Raw genomic sequence first — 22777 nt, forward strand, 5'->3', positions numbered from 1 at the left:
GGTCTGACAGCAGCAGCCGGCAACCGACGCTTCCTAGAAAGCGGCAGTTTTGGCAACTACATCGCGCATTCCCTATCGGGTACAGAGGGCGCTTATAACTACGCCCTTTCCTTTTCACGAGAAAGCACCGGCACTTTTTATGATGCTGAAGGCGATCGCATTTTTAACGATCGCCCCTTAGATCAAAGCGTTACCTTCAATGTATTAGCTAAGGCAGGAGTAAACCTAGATTCTCAACAGCGCTTACAACTAACATTCAATCACTACCGTTCTACCCAAGTCGATAACGAGTACATCAACGATTTGAGCGTCAATACCCGCCCGGCCGGAACAGAAAAAGCCCGCGCTTTGAGAGTAGGAGAACTGGAATTTATTGACTCTACCCCCCCAAGAGATCAAAATACTCTCCTTAACTTCACCTACACCAACGATCGGATTTTTGGCAGCAGCCTTCAGGCTCAAGCTTACTATCGGTACAATACTCTAAATTTTTTCCCAGGGGATTTTCGAGAGGCTTTTTTTGAAAATATTACGTTTGGACAAGTAGAAAATCAAAATTGGGGCGGTCGCTTGCAGATTGAGACTCCTGTATTTACAGTAGCTAAATTATTGTGGGGAGTTGATTATAACAGCGAGTACAACACAGTGGTGCAGGATATTTTCGATCCTGTGGCTTTCGACGAAAGCGGCGGTCGAGTTTACCGTAAAATTAACGAGCGCGTTGAAATACCGCGTTATGACCTCAGCCAGCTAGGTTTGTTTGCTCAGTTGCAATGGGATATTAGCGATAACTTTTTAGTTACTGGCGGATTGCGCCACCAGCGGGTCGGTTTCAGTGTTGACGACTACACTACCTTCCCAGGCAATGCAAATATTGAAGGTGGAGAGTTGAACTTTAATAACACCGTGTTTAATGCCGGTGCTGTCTATAAAATCACAGACACATTTAATGTGTTTGGTAACTTTGCTCAAGGTTTTAGCATACCAGATTTTGGAAATCTCCTGCGCCGTCCGCCAGCAGGATTTTCGATTGGGGGCGATTTTCAACAATTAGAAGCGGTAAGGGTTGACAACTACGAAATTGGGGTGCGCGGCAACTGGGAACAAGTAAATGCGTCTATTTCGGGTTTTTACAATACCTCCGAATTGGGTGAAAGTTTTGTATTAGACAGTCGCGGTTTTCCCATAGGAATTAACCGAGCTCCGCAACGAATCTATGGGGTTGAAGGAACTCTCGACTGGCGGCCGGGAGGGGGATGGCAACTCGGCGGCACTGCAACTTGGCAGGAAGGTGAAAATGATGTCAATCAAGATGGAGACTATTTGCCTCTCAATAGCAGCATTATCTCACCGCTGAAGCTGACGACTTATATTCAACACCAAACTACGCCTGGATGGCGCAACCGACTGCAACTGGTTTATATCGGGAATCGCGATCGGGCTTTTGATGAAGGAGTTGACCCTGCGGACATCGATAACTATTTGGTGGTGGACTATATCGGCAGCATCGCGATCGGGCCGGGTACGTTAAATATTGGCATTGAGAACTTGTTGGACACCCAATATTTCCCAGTTCAGTTTCAACGTGCCGGCGGTTTTGATAATTCCGAGAGGTTTGCAGCTAGAGGCAGAAGCCTTAGCGTCCGCTACACGCTCAATTGGTAATTAGTAATTGGTAGTTGGTAATTAAAACCAGTACCTATCCAATTACCAACTGCTATATCAAATTTCGTTAAACCCTTCTCAAAAAAATGTTTGTAGTAAGCCATAAAGGGTTTTGAAGCCTTCAAGTCTCACTACAAATTGACGGTAAATTTCTAGGACAAAGCGCATGATAAAAATCGCTTCACTGGGAACCAGTACAGGAAAGATCGTTGAGACTGGCGACAGTTGCTCAGATATTTTTCACCTCTCAGTAGCAGAAATTAGGGAGCTGTTTAAATCATGCGGTCTAATTCTTTTTCGAGGATTTGCCGTCCATCAGAAACAGTTTAAAAAAATTGCCGAACAATTTAGCTCTAAATTCGTTCGCGATGATGTCAAAATAGGGGCAGATTCGAGCGAGGGAGCCATCCATCTTGTAAACGAAGGAATGGGATATATCGATCCTCATGCTGAAGCCGCTACTACTCCTTTACGACCCGATGCCGTTTGGTTTTTTTGTGATGTGTCGGCCGCCGATGGTGGCGAAACTTTATTTGGGGACGGCGTACAAGTCTGGTCAGAATTAAGTGAAGAAGTAAAGCAGTTATTTTTGACTAAAAAAAACAAGTTTATTCACAATATACCTGTTGCTAACTGGAAGCGTTTTTTAGGAGAAAATGCTACGCTAACTGATGTCAAAAAAGCGCTGAACAGTTTTGAAGGTGTCAAATACACAATCACTGATGAGCAGTCTGTGACTCTAGGTTATGTTTGTTCTGCTGTCGTTAAAACAAAGTATGGTAATGACGACTCCTTTGGTAACGGTATTATCAACGAACAAAGAACTAGAAAAGTAATTTTTGAAGATGATTCCCCGATTCCCGATGCAGCCATTGATGAAATAAAGGAAGTTATGGATAGACTGACGGTTGCAATATCGTGGCAATCGGGTGATTTAGTGATGATTGACAATTCAAGATTTTTGCACGGCAGACAGACTTTTTCCGACAGTCGGCGTAAGATTGTATTTGCCAACAGTATGCTGAATTTTTTAGTTTCATTTTTTTTAAAGATGGGTAGGTAAAAATGTCTTTCACTGTTTCAAAATCAGCTTTTTTTATTAAAAGTAGGTCGTTCCTACTTGTACCGTTTATTCTTAGCTTGATCCTTGTCTTTTTTACAAGTCAATATAGTTTTGCCACCGCTCCGACTCGTACTGAAATCCTCTGGGACACTTATGGAATTCCTCATGTTTATGCCAAAGATACCAAAAGCCTTTTCCGCGCCTTTGGTTGGGCACAGATGCAAAGTCACGGCAACCTGATTTTGCGCCTCTACGGACAGGCGAGAGGAAGAGCAGCAGAATACTGGGGAGAAAAATATTTAGAATCAGATCAGTGGGTACGAACTATGGGAATTCCTATTCGCGCTCGCTCTTGGTACGATGCACAAAATCCAACTTTTCGCAGCTATCTCGATGCTTTTGCTGCTGGAATTAATAGTTATGCCGCAGAACATGGGGATGCGATCGACAATGAAGTTAAAGCCGTGCTGCCAATTGATGGGGTAGACTTGCTTGCTCACACTCAGCGGGTGCTGAACTTCACGTTTGTGGTTAATCCTGAGGAAGTCAAGGACGTTATATCAAATCCGGTAACATCGGAATTAATATTACCCACAGCCAGGACACAGCAGTGCCGTGTTCCTACAATTAATCCGGGTAGGGACACGGCACTGCCATGTCCTCTAGATAATTCCGGTGCAACCGAAAACGATATTAATGATAGTATTCTCGGATCAAATGGCTGGGCGATCGCACCTTCCCATTCAGCCACTGGCAATGCGATGCTGCTGGCTAATCCACACCTCCCCTGGTCGGACTTATTTCTTTGGTTTGAATCACAGCTAACAGCACCAGGCATCAACGCTTATGGGGCATCGCTGGTTGGCATCCCCGTGCTGACAATTGCTTTCAATGATTCTCTCGGCTGGACTCACACTGTGAATCGGCATGATGGCTGGGATGCCTACGAACTGACACTGGCAGATGGTGGCTACCGCTTAGACGGTAAAATCCAAGCCTTTGAAACAGAACAACAAATCGTTGAAGTCAAGCAGGATGGCGGTTCTCGGCGCTCGGAACCCTTGACGGTGCGACGTTCTATTTACGGGCCGGTTGTTGGCCAGAAAGAGGGTAAGGCTGTGGCGTTGCGCGTTGTTGGCCTCGATCGACCCTTAGCACTTGAGCAGTGGTGGAATATGGCACGATCGCACAATTTAACTCAATTTGAGGCGGCGCTCGCGCCCTTGCAGATTCCCATGTTCACGGTGCTGTACGCCGATAGAGACGGACACATTATGCACCTGTTCAACGGTCAAGTTCCGATGCGGGCAGGCGGAGACTTTAAATACTGGCAGGGCGCGCTCCCAGGCGACACATCGAGTACGCTGTGGACGAAAATTCATCCCTATCAAGATTTGCCGCGCTCGATCGATCCCCCTAGTGGCTGGTTGCAAAATGCGAACGATCCACCTTGGACAACAACATTTCCGCAGGCGATAGATCCCGATGATTACCCACCCTATATGTCGTCTCGCGGCCCGATGTATCTTCGAGCTCAGCACTCTGCGAAGATGCTGATTGAAGATGAAAACATCTCTTTTGAAGAAATGATTGAGTACAAGCACTCAACGCGAATGGAATTAGCAGATCGCTTGCTTGACGATCTGATCGTCGCTACCCAGCAGCAGGAAAATAAATTAGCCCGCCGTGCCGCTGACGTGCTGGCTGTCTGGGATCGCAAGGCGGACGCGGATAGTCGCGGCGCGGTACTCTTTGCTGCTTGGGTTCAAGAGATGGGTTCCCCTATCTCGTTTGCTATTCCTTGGAATGAAGACTCTCCGCTAACTACGCCCGACGGTTTGGCAGATCCGGTTGCTGCTGTGACGGCGCTTGCTGCTGCTGCCAGCAAGGTAGAAGCTGCTTATGGAGCGCTGGACGTACCCTGGGGAGATGTTTTCCGGTTGCGCGACGGCGCTGTGGATTTGCCAGCAAGTGGAGGGCCTAGCAACTTGGGTATTTTTCGGGTACTCAGTTTTGCTCCCACCCAAAACGCCCGGTTTCGAGCTGTTGAAGGCGATAGTTACGTGGCGGCGGTCGAGTTTTCCAATCCAGTAAGGGCAATGGTACTCACCAGCTACGGCAACTCGACGATGGTTGGTTCACCGCAAGATGGCGATCAGTTGCAGCTATTGGCGAGTCAAGGTTTGCGACCGGTTTGGCGATCGCACACAGAAATTGAATCTCACTTAGCAAAACGCGAGGTGTTTTCTGGACCGGATCGAGCCGTTCAAAGTATCAATTATGCACCGTGAGGTACTTATGAAATTGCGCCCGATCGCATTAGTTTTACACCGCTATGTAGGTGTGATCGTGGGAATCCTGCTAGCGATCGTCAGCTTAACTGGCAGTTCATTGGTTTTCTGGAAAGAGATCGAGGTTTTCCTCAATCCCCAGATGTTCCAAGTTATCCCGCAGGGCGATCGGGTATCTGTACAGTTTGCGATCGATACAATCCGCTCGGCTTATCCCGATTGGCAGCTTAATTTCCTTGAGCTACCTCGCGCGTTAGATAGTGTCTATACAGCGAGAATGCTGTTAAACAGCGGCGACTTTGCCTACGTCTATCTCAACCCTTACACGGGAGAAGTTCTGGGTTTTCAGCAGTGGGGCCGGACTGTTATGAGTTTCATTTATAACTTCCATGTCAGCCTTCTGGGAGGCAAATTTGGCGAAACAGTTGTTGGTATCTGCGGACTGCTGTTGCTGCTGCTGAGTGTAACTGGAATCATTTTGTGGCCTGGTTGGAAAAAGCTGGTAGCCGGCTTTTCGATCCGGTGGCGTTCTGTGCCTCAGCTAATCAACTACGATCTTCACAAAGTCGGGGGGATTTTATCTTGTGTCTTTCTGATTGCGATCGCCTCCACCGGCACAGCCATGATTTTTCACACCCAGTTTAAGGGCGTGATTTACTCGATCGTCGGCACGCCAAAAAACCCCGAATTAACATCAACTATGGTGGCAAATTTGCCACCAGTTACAGCAGATATTATTTTAGAAAAAGCGGACTTGGCGTTACCCGGAAAAACTATTTACATTACCTTTCCCAGCAAACCGCAGGGGACATTCGTAGTACGTAAAAAACTGGTCGGAGAGATCCACCCCAACGGTAGCAGCAACGTCTATCTCGATCGGTACAGTGGAGAAGTTTTGCGGGTAGAAAATGGTTTTACAGCCCCTGTGGCATCCCAGATTATAAATTTGTTGTTCCCGATACATATCGGTGCTTTCGGCGGGTTGACAACACGCATCCTCTACGTTTTCATCGGGTTGACGCCGACATTGCTATCAATCACTGGTCTGGTACTCTGGCGCAGGCGACAGTGGAGATTAGCTCAGCGGCGGGAAGCAAGCCGACAAATTACCGCCACAGTAGCTGAATCTCAAAAATTTTCTCCGCTGGCAGAATGGCCTTGGTTTTGAAAATAATCGATCGGAATTAAAGTGAAACAGTATAAGTTTCTGTTGGTGCAGACAACAATGCTATCGCAGAAGGCAACAATTCCATTAGACATCTCCCAAAAAGAAATGGTTAACCGCTCGCTCTTAAATTATAAGGGAATTTTACCTCACAAAACATGAGTCAGAGCCGAGAATATATGGAGAAACATCCATCCGAGACTCAAAGACTGTTGGGTAGAGATTACGACCAAATAATCGAACTAATTACCAATGCAGAAAATCTGTAAATCTGTATACTCGCCACAAAAGACATGAAGAAAGTCAGAAAATCGGAATCATTAAACCTGGCAGCCGGCTCCCCCCTAAACTAACGATATCAGACCCAATTATTTTGACCAACCGTGTATCTGCATCACCTACCAACCTTTCAAATTCTTGGGGTACAATTTGGCCGAGGCGAATCAACCGCTAATTATATTTTTCCACCTTAGCTAAAAAAATGAGATAGTTATTGCCTGCTTCCTTGTTAGAACAAGTAAAAAAAAATGATTCTGATTTGGCATGGATACTGGAAATTTTGACAGAATTTGAGTTAATAGTAGATAGCTACGACCAGCCTATAGAAAGACCGAAAGATGATCGGGAACAGAAAAAAAACTCACTCGAACCAGCAAAAAAGACCCACTAAAAACAACCAGGTAAGAGTCATGCCATCTGGTAAAGAAATCGTTGATATAGTAGTTGGAGAAGCCGGAGCAATGGTAGATATAAAAAATTGGATAAAACAGCGAGCGTCCTGCCGACCCATCACAAAAATTTCAAGGGGATAAAGCTTATGCACTCGACCATTAATTAATACCCCCCATAAAAAACCTCGCGAGGGAGTTCTTACTCCAGATCAAATAAGAGAAAATAAGTCAAAGGATCAAAAAAGAATCTTTGTAGAGCATCTAATTAGATTACGAAAAATCTTTAGAGTAGCAGCAGAGAGATTTCGCTTAAAACCAAAAAATTACGAGCCAGTAATTTGGGTGGTATGTGGATTAATACGGTGGCGAATAGGTGCGATAGTTATGTATCAATAAAAGTCCCTACAAGCTGAAAAAAATAGTAAAATTTAGGTCATAAAATTGGGTAGTTATTATTGACAAACCGTTGAAATCCTTATTGAAGCGTTGATTTCTGGCGGACGATCCCCTCCGGAACCGTCCGCCAGAAACCAAGCGGGGGAAGGGATTGGAATTATGGGAGAGGTCTAATAGCTTTCTAAAACTAGAACTTGTCTTTTAAGATCGTCTTTTTGATCGTGACTGGATACTCTGGCCTAAACTACTGTCAATTCACTGCGTGTTTTATTGCCAATTAAGTCAGCAATATCCTAGCGACGATGACCACCAACTGTACGAGTTGATTTAATTTTGCCGTCAGCATCCCCTCGATGTAAGGTTTTGACCGTTACACCTAATAGCTCGGCTGCTTCTTGGGGACTTAAACTCGACATAACTTGATTAGATCACAACTTTTGTCTAGGTTAATAGGGTATTGTCCAGATTTTGACTCTCAGTTATTTAACCCTTTCCCGTTTCCCCTTTAGCCATCGCGCAGCAGCCCGCAAGCATACCCACCGACTGCTACGAGCAATAAGCCCAGCGCGGAGATAGCGTATAACAAAGCCATGCCAGCACCGGCACCTGTCCCCAGAATTCCGCCAAAAATAGCTGCTAAAAAACCTCCCGGTTGCATGGCGGGTTCAAAGACGCGATCGGCAAGTGGACCTGCGATCAATAAACCGATCGCTGACGCCAATTGCACGATCACTGCTCTGGTAGCAAAAACGCGGCCCTGTACCTCTGGTGCGACTTTCGCCAGCCAGATTGCCTCGTTGGAACTGCCGAGGATGGGGAAATTGAAAGACGAACAAAATTGAGCGGGAATCCAGATGGAAAGCGCCTGACCGAAAGCAAAGACTATTTTACTCAAGCCCGCGCCTGCCATGCCGAGCAGAAAGCCCCGGATTCGGCGTTTGGGGCCGCCCCAAATACTGACGATCGATGCTCCTAAAACGCCGCCGGCGCCGGCGGCTGAAAGGATAGTACCGAGGATTCTGGCATTATTGCCGGTGCGTGCCAGTATCATCGGTGAGTAGAGGGCCGCGCCGATGTCGTGAGCGAACCAGAATAACGAAAAGGACACCAGCAAGGCAAGCAGGCTGGGACGCTGGACGATGTAGCGGAATCCGAAGCTGAGTTCTTGCAATAGGTGGGGGCGAGTCGGCTGGGGATTGGAGACGATCGCGGGCTGGGGTATTTTGACACATACTAGCGTGGCGATCGCGATTGTAAAAGTTGCTAGGTCGATCGTAAAAATCCCGCTCAACCCGATCGCAGAATAGAGAATCCCCGCCAGCGTCGGAGCAATAATACTCGCACCGTAACTTGCCAGAAAACTTAAACTGCTAGCGCGGCTATAATGCTTTTCTGGCATCATTGTGGCGATGGCTGCTGAGTAAGCTAACTGCTGAATTTGGTCAAAAACTCCGTTAATCGCAGCCGCTACATATATATGCCATATTTGCAGGTTTTGGCTGATATAAAGTAATAGGATAGTGAGCGTTAACAGAGCTGAAACCGCATCACCGATCCCCATCAAAAATTTTCGATTCCAGCGATCGACGAGAATGCCAGCAACCGGAGCGAGCAAGATACGCGGCAATTGAGTAAAAAACATCAACAAAGCCAAAGCCGTCACTTGACTGGTGGACTCCCAAATCCAAATAGTCAGCGCAAACGCGGACATAGCGCTGCCAATCCTCGAAGCAGTTTGTCCCAGCCAGAGTTGAATAAATTTTTGCATTAAAGAAGCGATTGATAGGATTTAAAATTCAGAGAATCGGGGTTTTTAGGCAGGAGAATGACACCCGCATCCAACCGCACACCGCTCTCATTAAAACCAAGGCCATTGCTGGCTCAGTGGAGATAATTCTTCATATTGCTGTCTCGCCTCCTTGCGGTAAAATTTCGCCAAATGCCGCTGCCGCCACATTAGTACGCCCGTAACAAACAGTACAATCGCTGCTAATCCTGCGATCGCGTGTACAAGTCGCAAGTAAATTCCGCCATAGCTGCCAATATGTAGCGGATAAAGCGAGTTGAGAATTCGATTGGCTACAGAAGCTGAATTTACACTGTCAGCCTGCAATATTTTGCCACTATATTGGTCGAGATAAATGGTGCTAACCCCGTTTGGGTGAGGCTCATTGGGAATTTTTTTCCGTACTTTAAAAGTTGCTTCAGGCTTCAAAGGCAGAGAAATAAAAGTGGTTTTAGCTTCCGGCCAAACGGTATTAACTTGGTGTAAGATTTCGTCAAGGTTTTGCCTCGAACTGCTAGAGTGGGGATGAGAAGTCAAGGCGGGCTGTGGCTTTTCATTCGTTATCCAATAAAGCGTCGATTGAACCGGCGCGTAAAAAATTATCGCTGTCCCTGTAGCGGAGATGAGTATGAGAAAAGCGACCGATACAATGCCAGAAACGTTATGTAAATCAAATACAGTCCGCTGCCAGTGAGCTTTCCAATTAATAGAAAATCCGCGAGCCAAATTGCGCCAACCCGTCCACAGAACCAAGCCCGTGAAAGTTAGTCCTAGCATTACTAGACCGCAAATACCGACCACAAGATGACCGAATTCTCCTCCCGCTAATTCCGCGTGTAACGTAAAAATAAAACCTGTAAAAGTTTCTTTCCAAAGACGCCCACCCGTAATTTTTCCACTGTAAGGATTGACATAAACGCTAACTATTTCCTCACTCTTTGAAAGCATGGAAACTTGGCAAACATCCTTCGCTGATCGTGGCAGCAAGATACTAAGAGCTTGATTTTGGGGATAAGCTTTTTCGACAATCTGCAGGACATTTTCCAGCGGTATCCGTTCGGCTTGAGGAATTACTTGCAGGAGTTGGGGATTGAAGAACTGCTCGATTTCAGGCCCGAAAATCAGCAAGCTGCCTGTCAAAGCAATTACTGCTAGAAATATTCCTACCACCAACCCCAAATACAAGTGCAGTTTGAATGCGAGTTTGCGGAACTTCATCTCGAAATTTTTCTCAAAGCCGTTAACTGTTCTCATTAAGGTAAAACCGATAGTCCGACAGGGAATGAATTCCCTGTCTCAAAGCTAAAGTCCTCGCTATGAGGACTGAGAAAAACACTTTTCAACTCATTAGTCGTATGCAAGAGGACTTTAGCTATTAGACAGGGGTGTCAACCCCTGGCGGACTAGCGGGTGGGCGCGAGGACTAGCGGACTAACAGCTTAAATTGACACCAATGGGTTCTTGGAGTGTCCCTACGGGGATATTGAATCTACCTCATAAACCTGCAATCTGCTGTAATTACCAGTTAAGGCGGTAATTAACACTGAGAGTCAAACCTCTCCCTGCATAATTAGAGCTGTCCGATTCAAATCCAGCGGAGTATTGCGAGATCACGGGAAAATATTGATTATTCAATAAATTCTCGACTTTGACTTCTAGCAGCCCAGAGCCAATTTTAACCGCGCTGATGTAATCCAGTGTGAGATAGCTGCTAATCCGTCCACCATCCGATCCGTCTTTGAATGCCCGATCGCGATTTCCAGAATATAATAACTGTAACCGATTGTTCCATCCCGGCAAAGTTTCGTTTTGAACATAAGCTGTTAGCTTGAGCGGTGGAATTCGGCTGCTATCGAGGGCGAGGTAACTGTTTTCGTCCTCATATTCGCCTTGAATATAAGTAGCAGTCCCGCCGAGCGACCATGCTTGTCCAGGTTGCCAATCCACAGTTCCTTCTAAGCCATAAATGCGTTCTGGGGAGCGCTGTAGTTCCAGGCGGCCTGTGTTGCCAACTGGTGTAAAACGGACTCCTAGATCGGAGGTATTGTAAAAAGCGGCAAGCGACATTTGCACGGATTGCCACCCTCCTCGAATGCCAATTTCGTAGCTGTTGACTTTTTGCGGTTGAGTTACTTCTAACGAAGATTCAATTCCGACAAAATCGTCGGGGGGTTGGCGGAGGATGCGGCCGAAATCTGGAACTGAGAAACCTTGAGAAAAGTTGCCAAATATGTTGAAGTTGTCAGTAATTTTATAGACAGCCCCTGTATTAAATAGGGTGGCGTTAAATTTGCGATCGCCTCCTTCGATCTGGCGCTCATTAAAAGTGGTATAATCATTGACGTTTAACCCGAGGCGTTCGTGACGTATCCCACCACTTAGAATGACTATATCGTCAATATTCCATTCCAATTGACCGAAAAGGCCAAGGCTGTTGAAAGTGTAAGGAGGGACGAAAGGACGCTCGGAGATTTTCCGGTAAACCCGGCCGCCACTTGCGTCAAATCTCTCCGGGTCGTACAGGTCGAAACGCTGTCTGCTATCTTCAGTAACATAGTCAGATCCCCAAGTTAATCGAAGATTTTCGGCACGCGATAAAGGAGTGTTGATCGCAAGCCTTCCTCCTATTTGTTCGGTGTTGGTGCGCGAACGAGTAACGCCGACAAACGGCCCAAAGAAATCGGACGTGCGGTAATCTGAAGGAACACCTACATTGGAATGCGTTCGATAGTAAATTTGACTTTGAAGGCTACTGCCAAAAAGGTTTTGGTTGGTGTAACTTAAGTTGAGCTGTGTATTCCTATTTCCCGGTGTTTCCCCGGCGATATCCAAATTTCCGGTTCGGATGGCGCGGGCTTTTTGCCGTCCTTCCTGGTCGTCAACACTCAAGTCTGGAATTACATTGGGATCTTGAGTTTCCCGATAGTGATTGACAGTTAGTTGCAGCCGCTGTTCGGTGTCCAAATCTACCCCGACTTTGCCCATCACGTTGAAGAGGGTGCTGCTATCTCCGCCGAGTTCAAAAAAGGGAATGCGATCGCCTTTGGCATCGTAAAAAGCTCCACTTCTGGCGAGCGACACAGTGCCCGTCATATCGAAATTGCCACTTCGGCCAGAAATTGTCTGCTGAGCGTTAAAACCTAAAGCATCTCTTGTGTTTGTTAAAGCGCTACTGACGCCCACTTCAGTTACAGCAGTTAGCCTTTCCTCCGTTGGCCGACGAGTAATAATATTAACCACGCCACCTGTAGCCTGAGCGCCGTAGATTGCGGTAGACCCCCGCACTACTTCAATGCGTTCGATCGCACTGGGATCGATGTTTCTAAAATCCCTGACAAAAGATTGAAGATTGGTCGTTTGCGGCACGCCGTCAATCAGAACGGAAACGTTGCGACCCCGCAAAGTTTGACCATAAGTGCTCGTAGTTTGAGTCGGCGGCGCGAAACCGGGAACCTGATTTGCCAGAGCTTCCCCGATATTTCTCGATGCCCCTGTGTCCCGCTGAAGTTCTTCTGAGTCTATCACCGTTATAGAGCGCGGCACGTTTGTCACTCTTTCTGAGGTTCGTGTTGCAGTGACGACAATTTCAATCGGGTCTCTCCCCACTTGTGGCGTTCCCGGTGGCTGTGTCGGTGTTCCTGGTGGCTGTGCTGTAGGCGGTAAGGGCTCTCCGGGCGTTCCTGGTGGCTGCGCTGTCGGCGGCAAGGGTTCTCCGGGTGTTCCTGGCGGCTGCGCTGTAGGCGGTAAGGGTTCTCCGGGCGTTCCTGGCGGCTGCGCTGTAGGCGGTAAGGGTTCTCCGGGCGTTCCTGGTGGCTGCGCTGTAGGTGGCAAAGGTTCTGCGGGTATCTCTACCTGCTGCCCTGTCGGTGGCAAGGGTTCTCCGGGTGTCCCCGGTCGCTGTGTTGTAGGAGCCGGTGCAGGCGGGCGAGCAGTCATCTGCGAGGTGGGTTGTAAGCTGAGAATCAGACCCGCAGCGTTAGGAATCACCCGTGCCACTGGTTGGCCCCTCTCGCCAATGACTCTGATTCGGATGCTGTTGTTATCTAAAGGAGTAACGGTGACAGAAGCAATTCCCGCAGTCGGTTTGTCTTGACGAAACTCATTTCCCCCCGGTAGTCGCAGTTGAGCGGTGATGGCATCAACTTGTAAAGTTTCGCCAAAGGTGGTGGTGAAGACTTGCAGGGGTCTTCCATCTTCAGTGTCTAGGATGATTTCAATACCTTCTGGCGTGGGGTTGAGGCGAACGCCCGTCACCTGCGCGATGTTGGAAGCGCACGCCGACTGAGCGACTAACGCCGACACGACTCCTGCCAGCCCAAGGCTACTTAAAAATTTCTGCGATCTGTTCATTAGTCTTGAATCAACAATTGATAGAACTTCGGATATGTGGTTTGCGTTGTTTGCACAACATGATTTGTGGCAGCGTTGCTGCTCTTGTGGGCAGGAGTGAAACTGACCTGCGGAAGATCCGGCCCAGTTGTCGGGCGCAGTTCGATCCGATTCTCCCGTCGCTAGCAGCCTTTGTCTGGCAGGAAGCGCGTGAGGGCGAACGCCTCTGTCCGGTGGCGCTCTGGACGATCGCCCACGGTGGGCATTTTCCTCGGTTAAAGGAAGTAGTCGCTGGACGCTTAATGAGAAAGTGCCTTAATTAGATAACACAGGACTTGCATCTGTCAAGAGTTAACTAATGAAAACTAATTGCATTTTAAAATAGGGGGTATCACCCCTCTCTCTAGGTACCACTTGCCTATTATGGTTTATTGTCAGGGCTAGACAAACGATCACCTAAAATGCTATGGCAAGAGTTAGAAAAGATTGTCATATAAGAAACCATAGGAGTCAACAAATTTGCTAAACGACTCTTGACAATAAATATCATCTAGCCTACTATGCTTAAAGTCGATAGCCGTAAAGCCCCTGAAGCTGATATCGAAGCTGGCTCGGACTGAAATCGCCCCGGAGCCATTGCCGAACAGCGCGATCGACAACAAAACCTCAAAACAAGCGCTAATACCCGAATTAAGACTAAAACGCGCTAATGGGAGACTCGTAACGCCCGACAACTGTTCACAGAAAGTCTATGTGGAAAGAATTTGGCGGAACTGGTTGGCGTACTGCAAACAAGATTTATAGGTAAAAAGAATCGATGAGTGACGCAAGCATTAAGGGAAACCAACTCACCGAAAGTTGTACCAATTTAGTAGAACTTCTAAAAAACAGAGCATTACACCAACCAGAGCAGAAATATACTTTTCTGTTAGACGGAAAAACTGAAACCGCCAGTTTGACTTATCGAGAGTTAGACGCGATCGCCCGATCGCACGCCGTGCGACTTCAGACATTGGGACTCACTGGCGAACGAGCCTTACTGCTTTTCCCACCCGGATTGGACTATCTCGCCGCCTTTTTTGGATGTTTGTACGCCAAAGTGATCGCAGTTCCCCTCTATCCGCCGAAGCTGAAACGGAATTTAGCGAAAATTAGTGCGATCGCCAAAGACGCAGGAGCAAAAGTTGCGATCGCTCCCGCGCGACACTTGGAAAATTTAGAGCAGCTATGCGATCAAGCGCCGGAACTCAAAGGGCTGCACTGGCTGAGTGCAGAGATGCTTTCCGATGACGGCGAAAAGTGGCAGCAGCCACCCATCCATCCCGACGAAGTGGCTTATCTTCAGTACACTTCCGGCTCAACCTCCACCCCCAAAGGCGTAATGGTGAGCCACGCCAACGTTTTGTACAACATCGAATACATTCACCGAGGCTTTGACCACGATTCCGAAAGCGTTGCCGTAACGTGGCTTCCCCCCTTTCACGACATGGGGTTAATTGACGGATTGCTCAAACCTTTGTATCTGGGAATTCCCTCTTACTTCATGCCACCAGCGGCGTTTATTCAGAACCCGATGTACTGGTTGGAAGCGATTTCGCGCTACAAAGCTACCCACAGCGGCGGGCCAAATTTTGCTTACGACTTGTGTGCTAGCAAAATAAGCAAAATCTTGGGCGATGGCCAAAAAATGCTCGACTTGAGTAGTTGGCGCGTGGCCTATAACGGCGCAGAACCCATCCACAAAGAAACCCTAGAGAGATTTACCAAAGCTTTTGAGCCCTGCGGTTTTCACGCGGATGCCTTTTGTCCTGCTTACGGAATGGCAGAAACCACGCTAAAAATTGCCACGGTTCGCAGCGGCGCAACACCGACTTTCTTACCTGTTGACGCTGGGGCGCTGGAAAATAATCACATTGTAGAAGTTGTCGAAGGCGATCGGGGCGCGAGAACTTTAGTCGGCTGCGGTTTCCCTGAATTTGGCACTAAAGTTGCGATCGTCAATCCCGAATCTCTGACGCAATGCCAGCCGCAGGAAGTCGGAGAAATTTGGGTAGCTGGCGAAACAGTTGCGCGAGGCTATTGGAATCGCCCAGAAGAGACAGAAAAAACCTTTCAAGCATATGTTTCAGATACCAGCGAAGGGCCATTTTTGCGAACAGGAGATTTAGGCTTTTTACGCGACGGAGAACTGTTTATTACAGGCCGACTCAAAGATTTGATTATCATCCGAGGTCGCAATCTTTACCCCCAAGATATAGAAAGAACTGCAGAGCGCAGCCATCCCAGTTTGCGGCAAGGGGCGATCGCGGCATTCTCGGTGGAAGTTGCAGGCGAAGAACAGCTCGTTATCGTGCAAGAATTACAATCTCGCAAAGCGCCGGAGAATGCCGAGGAAATTATCAGCGCCATCCGCTCCAGCATTGCTCAAGAATATGAAGTGCAAGTTTATGGAGTAGTGCTGATTAAGCCGGGAAGCATTCCGAAAACGACCAGTGGTAAAATTCAACGTCGCGCCGCCTATGCTGACTTTCTAGCTGACAATTTGGAAGTGGTCGCCAGTAGCGTTTTAGAGATATCTGATTTTGTTGAAATAGAGAATCGCCTCACGCGAGAAAATCTGCTGACAGCCGAGTTAGCCGAACAGCAGGCACAGTTAGAAACCTATTTGCGACAGCAGGTAGCGAGGGTGCTGAAAGTCAGCATTTCTCAAATCCAATCGGCACAGGGTTTTAGTAACTTGGGTTTGGATTCATTGGCGGTATTTGAATTAAAAAATCAGATCGAAACCGATCTAAAAATAGCTTTATCAATAGAAGACTTATTCCTGGAATTAAGCCTTGCTCAACTGGCTGCAAAAATTTTAGAAAAATTGGCAGAAGCCCCGAAAATTGCGTCTATTCAGCCAGTTTCTCGCCTACAAAACCTCCCCCTGTCTTTTGCTCAAGAGCGCTTATGGTTCTTTGACCAATTGGAACCAGGAAACCCCTTTTATAACCTCTGCGGTGCAGTTCGGATCACAGGACAACTTAATGCAGAAGCACTCAGGCAAAGTATTGAGAAAATTATCGATCGGCACGAGGTTTTGACAACTGCGTTTGTCGCTGTGGAAGGGCAACCGATACAAGTTGTCGTTGCTGCGGGCGATTGGACGCTGCCGCTGATAGATTTGAGCGATCGCTCCCCAGACGATCGCGAGGCCGAGGTGCACAGGCTGTCGGCCCAAGAAGCGCGAGATCCCTTTGACTTGGGGCAAAGCTCTCTGCTGCGCGCCAAACTGCTGCGCCTCGACGAAACAGAGCACGTCTTACTTCTAACCGTGCATCATATCGTTTTTGATGGTTGGTCCCTGGGCGTATTTCTCCGGGAATTGGCAGAATTTTATCAAGCTTTTTCTAGCGATCGTTTACCCTTGCTTTCCCCGCTGCCAATTCAATACGCCGACTTTGCCGCATGGCAGCGCCAGCAGTTGCAAGGAGAAATATTAGAGACGCAACTGGGTTACTGGAAGCAGCAGTTAAGCGGCAGCTTGCCGATTCTAAATTTACCCACAGACTTTCCTCGCCCCGCCGTTCAAACGTTCCAGGGTGCGAGACAAACTTGGGAGTTGCCCAAAGATTTGAGCTTGGCCCTGGCCCAATTGGGTCAGCAAGAAAAAGCCACCCTATTTATGACGTTGCTGGCAGCCTTCAAGACGCTGCTTTATCGCTACACGGGGCAGACAGATATTTTAGTTGGCTCTCCCATCGCCAACCGCAATCGCAGCGAAATAGAAGCATTAATTGGATTTTTTGTCAATACTTTAGTGCTGCGGTCTGACTTAAATGGAAATCCGACTTTTCGAGAGTTGCTAAGGAGCGTGCGAGAAGTGGCATTAGGCGCTTACGCCCATCAAGATGTACCGATTGAGAAGCTGGTCGAGGAGTTGCAGCCAGAGCGAGATTTGAGCTACTCGCCACTGTTTCAAGTGGCGTTTGCCTTGCAAAACGGCTTGACGCAGACTTTAGAATTGCCAGGGCTGACTTTAAATTTTAATGAAATTGACACCGAAACCGCTAACTTTGACTTGACGCTATTTCTGGAAGAAACCGAGCGGGGGTTGACGGCGACGTGGGAGTACAGCACGAACCTGTTCCAACCCAGCACGATCGCGCGGATGCACGGGCATTTTCAAATTTTGCTGGAAGGAATTATCGCCAATGCCGACACGCGCATTTCAGAGTTGCCATTGTTGAGCGATCGCGAACGGCATCAACTCCTAATCGAGTGGAATAATACGCAAGTCGATTATCCGAAAAATTTCACCATTCACCAGTTATTTGAAGCGCAGGTAGAGCAAACGCCGGATGCCGTTGCGGTGGTGTTTGAAAACCAACAGCTCACCTACGGCGAACTGAATAAACGAGCGAATAAAGTCGCGCACTACCTGCAACAACTCGGTGTAAAACCAGAAGTTTTGGTGGGAATTTGTACGGAGCGATCGCTAGACGCGATTGTCGGTTTGCTCGGCATTCTCAAAGCGGGCGGCGCTTATGTACCGATCGATCCGACTTATCCCAAAGAGCGTTTGAGCTTCATGTTAGAAGAAACTCAAGTGCCCGTGCTGCTGACTCAAGCACATTTAGCCGAGTCTCTTCCCGCACATCAGGCGCATCTTATTTGCTTAGATTCAGATTGGGAAATTATCGCGCAGCACGGTGAAGAAAACCCAGCGCCGTTAGTGACTTCTAGCAATCTGGCTTATATAATGTACACCTCCGGATCGACTGGAAAGCCCAAAGGTGCAAGCGTCACGCAGCGCGCAGTCGTGCGGTTAGTCAAAGGAAGTAATTATGCCAATTTGAGCGCGGAAGAAGTCTTCCTGCAACTCGCTCCCATTTCCTTTGATGCTGCAACTTTTGAGATTTGGGGCAGCCTTTTGAACGGGGCGCGATTAGTTGTCATGCCTGCCCATACCCCCTCTTTGCAAGAATTGGGACGGGCAATTCGGCAAAACCAAATAACAACGCTGTGGCTGACTGCTGGATTATTTCACCAGATGGTAGACGAACAGCTAGAGGATTTAAAGCAGGTGCAACAACTGCTAGCAGGGGGCGATATTTTATCAGTTTCCCACGTCTTGAAACTGTTGAGAGAAGCCAAAGGGTGCAGGCTTATTAATGGCTATGGCCCCACGGAAAATACAACATTCACCTGCTGCTATTCGATAACCGATGCCAGTCAAATTGTCAAGTCGGTTGCCATCGGGCGCCCTATTAGTAACACGCAAGTTTATATTCTGGATTCGCAATTGCAGCCAGTGCCGATTGGCGTACCTGGAGAATTGTATATTGCTGGCGACGGGTTAGCGCGGGGGTATTTTAACCGACCTGAATTAACTGCACGAGCCTTTATTTCTAATCCATTTAGCGGCGAGCCAGATGCGCGGCTTTACAAAACGGGCGATCGCGCTTGCTATTTACCAGACGGCAATATTGAATTTCTGGGTCGCTGGGACAATCAAATAAAGGTGCGGGGCTTCCGCATCGAAATCGGCGAGATTGAGGCGGCATTAAGCCAGCATCCGAACGTTCGAGAAGCTGTGGTTGTGGTTCGAGAAGATGAACTAGGAAATAAATGTTTAGTGGCTTATGCAGCGTTCAGCCAAGAGGGCGCGATCGCCACAAGTGAATTGCGCTCTTTCCTGAAGGAGAAGCTGCCGGAATATATGCTGCCTTCGGCTTTTGTGCTGCTAGAGGCGCTGCCGCTGACGCCGAATGGAAAAGTAGACCGCAAAGCACTTAGAGCGCCCGATACAGAAAACTTCCCATTAAACGCAGCTTTTGCACCGCGCACTCCGGAAGAACAGTTACTCGCTGAAATTTGGAGTAAGGTTCTCGGCGTCAAACAAATAGGAATTGACGACAATTTCTTCGAGTTGGGAGGACATTCCCTGCTGGCAACGCAACTCATTGCTAAAGTTCGAGAAGCGTTTCAGGTAGAGTTGCCGCTACGCAGTTTGTTTCAGTCTCCGACGGTGGAAAGTTTGGCAGAAGCGATCGCCATCGCTAAAGCGCAGCAGGCGATCGAACCCCGCGCCCTTGTGCAACTGCCTGCAATCGTCCCCGATCCTCAAAATCGCTGCGAACCTTTTCCGCTCAATGAAATGCAGCAGGCGTACTGGATCGGGAGAAATACCTTTTTTGAAATGGGGAATGTCGCCATTCACGGCTATGTAGAAATTGAAGGCGACGATATAGATTTAGAGCGGTTTAGCCTCGCGTGGCAGCGAGTGGTGGAACGCCACGATATGCTGCGCGCGATCGTCCATCCAGACGGGCAACAGCAAATTTTAGAAACAGTGCCAGCTTATGCAATTCCAGTATTAGATTTGCGCGGACAAAGCCCAGAGGCGGTGAATTCCCAACTCGAAGCAATTCGCGAATCCCTGTCTCACCAAGTGTTGCCGCTCGATCGCTGGCCACTTTTCGAGATTCGCGCCTCGCTTCTTAGCGATCGCCGCATCCGCTTGCACGTCAGCATTGACGCCTTGTGCATTGACGGTTGGAGCTATCAAATTCTCTTCCGAGATTTGGTGACGTTTTACCGCAATCCCAACGCAGCGATCGCGCCTTTGCAACTGTCATTCCGCGACTACGTTTTAGCGGCGATCGCGCTCCAAGATTCCTCATTTTTCCAGCAATCTTTAGAGTATTGGAAAAATCGCCTCGCCACTCTGCCACCAGCGCCCGAACTCCCCTTAGCCAAGCATCCGAGTTCCCTGACACAGCCTCGCTTCAAGCGCTGGAGCGCTCAGTTAGAGCCGGAAACCTGGAAAAAACTTAAAGCCAGAGCCGCGCGATCGGCGCTTTCTCCCACAGGCGTTTTGCTGGCTGCTTATGCCGAAGTTCTGGGCCTGTGGAGCAAAAGCCCTCGGTTTACCCTCAACGTGCCGCGCTTCAATCGCCTTGTACTGCACCCGCAAGTCAACGACATTATCGGCGAGTTTGCCTCGTTTACTTTGCTGGAGGTAGACAACTCGCGCCGAGAAAGTTTTGAAGTTCGGGCGAAACGCCTGACTCAGCAGCTTTGGCACGATTTAGAGTACCAGTACGTCAGCGGCGTGCGCGTTTTGCGAGAATTGACGCAACTGCACCGGATGACATCGGCGGCACCGATGCCCGTGGTATTCACGACTAATCCGCAGAATAACGCCGGACAAAGCGATTCTTCCATACTGGGCGCGATCGCAGAAATCGGAGAGGTTGTTTACGTCGTCGGTCAAACTCCCCAAGTTTGGATAGACAATCAGTACAGCGAAGCTGGCGGCACTCTATTCTTGAACTGGGATGCGGTGGAAGAACTCTTCCCCCAAGGGCTAATCGACGATATGTTTGACGCCTACTGCCACCTGTTGCAGCGCCTCGCAAGCTCGGAGTCAGCTTGGCAAGAAGAGGCGCAGTTGCAGCAGCAACCCGTCGCTAACGGCATCGAAGCACCCATTCCCGACGCACTGCTGCACGAGTTGTTTGCTCAGCAAGTAGCCAAGCGATCGCAGCAAGCAGCCGCGATCGCGCGCGATCGCACCCTCACCTACGAGGAACTATATCTGCGATCGAATCAAGTCGCTCACCGATTGCGGAAGCTGGGAGCTCGCCCTAACCAGTTGGTTGCCGTCGTCATGGAAAAAGGATGGGAGCAAATCGTCGCTGTGCTGGGCATTCTCGCATCCGGGGCAGCTTATTTGCCCGTAGATGCGGCGCTACCAAAAGAGCGGCTGTGGTATTTGCTGGAAAATGGTGAAGTTGAGATTGTTTTGACGCAATCTCAGTTAAATCAGCGATTGGAATGGCCGGAAAATGTGCGGCGAATTTGTCTCGATACCGACGAATTGGCAGCCGAAAGCAGCGAAGCTTTGGAGTCAGTGCAGGAACCGGAAGATTTAGCGTATGTGATTTATACTTCCGGCTCAACTGGCTTGCCGAAAGGCGTGGCGATCGCGCACCGAGGTGCAGTCAATGCGATCGCGCAGACCAACCAAGTGTTTAATGTGACCGAGTGCGATCGCGCGATCGCAGTCACCGCACTGCACCACGATATGTCGGTTTACGATATCTTCGGCATCCTAGCAGCCGGAGGAGCGATCGTCATTCCCGATGCCGCACAACGGCTAGACCCCGCTCACTGGGCTCAATTGATGGTAAAAGAGCGCGTCACCATTTGGAACTCGGTTCCGCCGATGATGGAAATGCTGCTCGATTACGCTGGCGGACGTTCTGAAGTGTTGCCGGAGTGCTTGCGCTGGGCGTTTCTCGGCGGAGACTGGATACCGATAACGCTGCCCCAGAGGTTAAGGGCGATCGTCAAAGAATGTCGCGTTGTCAGCGTCGGCGGGCCAACCGAAACTACCCTTTGGAATATTTGGTATCCGGTAGAAACTGTTGATTCTTCTTGGAACAGCATTCCCTACGGATCGCCGATCGCCAATACACGCTATTACATTTTGAATCAAAGGCTAGAAGACTGTCCCGTCTGGGTTGCCGGCGAGATGTGCTGTGCCGGAGTGGGACTGACAAAAGGATACTGGCGGAATGAAGAAAAAACTCGCGCCAGCTTCCTCACTCACCCCGTCACCGGCGAACGCTTGTACCGAACCGGAGATTTAGGGCGCTTCCTCCCTGACGGCAACATCGAATTTTTAGGGCGAGAAGACTTCCGCATCAAAATTCGGGGATACCGCATCGAGGCGGGAGAAATTGAAGCGGCTTTGAACCAGCACCCGGCAGTGCGATCGTGTGTAGTAACGGCATTCGGGGAAGATCGCAGTCAGAAACGGTTAATAGCCTATGTGGTTCCCCAACAAAATGCAGCGCCAGAAACTTGCGAATTGCGCCAATTTCTGAGCCAAAAGCTGCCCGAATATATGCTGCCGTCTGCATTTGTCATGCTGGAGGCGCTGCCGCTATCTGCCAATGGAAAAGTAGACCGCAAAGCTCTTCCCGCACCGGATGCCGCCTTCCTTCCGAAAACCTTTGTCGCGCCTAACACCCCGGTTGAAAAAGTTCTCGCAGGCATCTGGGCTGAAATACTCGGAGTGGAAAAAATCGGCATTCACGACAACTTTTTTATCGATTTAGGAGGGCACTCCCTACTAGCAACGCAAATCATCTCAGCCGTGCGCGACACCTTCGGGGTAGATATCCCCCTGCGCTCCTTCTTCGAGTCGCCTACCGCATCCGAGCAAGCCGCTGCCCTGGTGGAAAATCCCGCGCAGCGAGAGAACGTTGAAAATACCGCTCAATTGCTGCTGAGTCTTGCGGAACTTTCCGATGAAGAAGTAGAGCGAATGCTAGCCGAGAAAACTTCTCTCCCCGATCGGGAATTGGCGATCGCCTCTCCCTCTACTTATTAAGTCCAGCAGTCTAGTCAAAATTA

Annotated in this window: 11 protein-coding genes; 7 read left to right on the plus strand and 4 right to left on the minus strand. The window is 48.8% G+C overall.

Annotation, left to right across the window (positions count from 1 at the left end; translation table 11 throughout):
- From QUA47_RS07225 to QUA47_RS07245, 5 genes are all read left to right on the plus strand, one after another.
- On the plus strand, nucleotides 1-1665 hold a 1665-nt coding region (locus tag QUA47_RS07225), incomplete at its 5' end, for a TonB-dependent receptor domain-containing protein (RefSeq protein WP_333430231.1).
- Between the two features lie 166 nt (nucleotides 1666-1831).
- Nucleotides 1832-2728 carry a TauD/TfdA family dioxygenase gene (locus QUA47_RS07230; RefSeq protein ID WP_333430232.1) on the plus strand — a complete coding sequence of 299 codons (897 nt, stop codon included), beginning with the start codon at nucleotides 1832-1834 and terminating at the stop codon, nucleotides 2726-2728.
- A 2-nt stretch (nucleotides 2729-2730) separates the two neighbouring features.
- Nucleotides 2731-5019: an acylase gene (locus tag QUA47_RS07235; RefSeq protein WP_333430233.1), complete on the plus strand. Its 2289-nt coding sequence runs from the start codon at nucleotides 2731-2733 to the stop codon at nucleotides 5017-5019.
- A gap of 7 nt (nucleotides 5020-5026) precedes the next feature.
- Nucleotides 5027-6187 carry a PepSY-associated TM helix domain-containing protein gene (locus QUA47_RS07240; RefSeq protein WP_333430234.1) on the plus strand — a complete coding sequence of 387 codons (1161 nt, stop codon included), beginning with the start codon at nucleotides 5027-5029 and terminating at the stop codon, nucleotides 6185-6187.
- Between the two features lie 830 nt (nucleotides 6188-7017).
- Nucleotides 7018-7251: a transposase family protein gene (locus QUA47_RS07245; RefSeq protein WP_333430278.1), complete on the plus strand. Its 234-nt coding sequence runs from the start codon at nucleotides 7018-7020 to the stop codon at nucleotides 7249-7251.
- 293 nt (nucleotides 7252-7544) lie between these two features.
- Here the strand turns inward: QUA47_RS07245 and QUA47_RS30940 are convergent, their stop codons facing one another.
- From QUA47_RS30940 to QUA47_RS07260, 4 genes are all read right to left on the minus strand, one after another.
- Complete coding sequence (locus tag QUA47_RS30940) at nucleotides 7545-7667, minus strand: MerR family DNA-binding transcriptional regulator (RefSeq protein ID WP_445302491.1); 123 nt, start codon at nucleotides 7665-7667, stop codon at nucleotides 7545-7547.
- Between the two features lie 89 nt (nucleotides 7668-7756).
- Nucleotides 7757-9019, minus strand: a complete 1263-nt coding sequence (locus QUA47_RS07250) for an MFS transporter (protein ID WP_333430235.1) — start codon at nucleotides 9017-9019, stop codon at nucleotides 7757-7759.
- Between the two features lie 90 nt (nucleotides 9020-9109).
- On the minus strand, nucleotides 9110-10255 hold the full coding sequence (locus QUA47_RS07255) for a PepSY-associated TM helix domain-containing protein (protein WP_333430236.1): 1146 nt from the start codon (nucleotides 10253-10255) through the stop codon (nucleotides 9110-9112).
- A 300-nt stretch (nucleotides 10256-10555) separates the two neighbouring features.
- Nucleotides 10556-13387, minus strand: coding sequence for a TonB-dependent receptor domain-containing protein (locus QUA47_RS07260; RefSeq protein WP_333430237.1), 2832 nt, complete (start codon nucleotides 13385-13387; stop codon nucleotides 10556-10558).
- 50 nt (nucleotides 13388-13437) lie between these two features.
- Between QUA47_RS07260 and QUA47_RS07265 the strand changes: the two genes are divergently transcribed.
- Complete coding sequence (locus QUA47_RS07265) at nucleotides 13438-13689, plus strand: hypothetical protein (RefSeq protein WP_333430238.1); 252 nt, start codon at nucleotides 13438-13440, stop codon at nucleotides 13687-13689.
- A gap of 494 nt (nucleotides 13690-14183) precedes the next feature.
- Nucleotides 14184-22754 carry an amino acid adenylation domain-containing protein gene (locus QUA47_RS07270; protein ID WP_333430239.1) on the plus strand — a complete coding sequence of 2857 codons (8571 nt, stop codon included), beginning with the start codon at nucleotides 14184-14186 and terminating at the stop codon, nucleotides 22752-22754.
- The last annotated feature ends 23 nt before the right edge of the window (nucleotides 22755-22777 follow it).

The organism is Microcoleus sp. MON2_D5, assembly GCF_036701905.1.
GTDB lineage: Bacteria > Cyanobacteriota > Cyanobacteriia > Cyanobacteriales > Microcoleaceae > Microcoleus.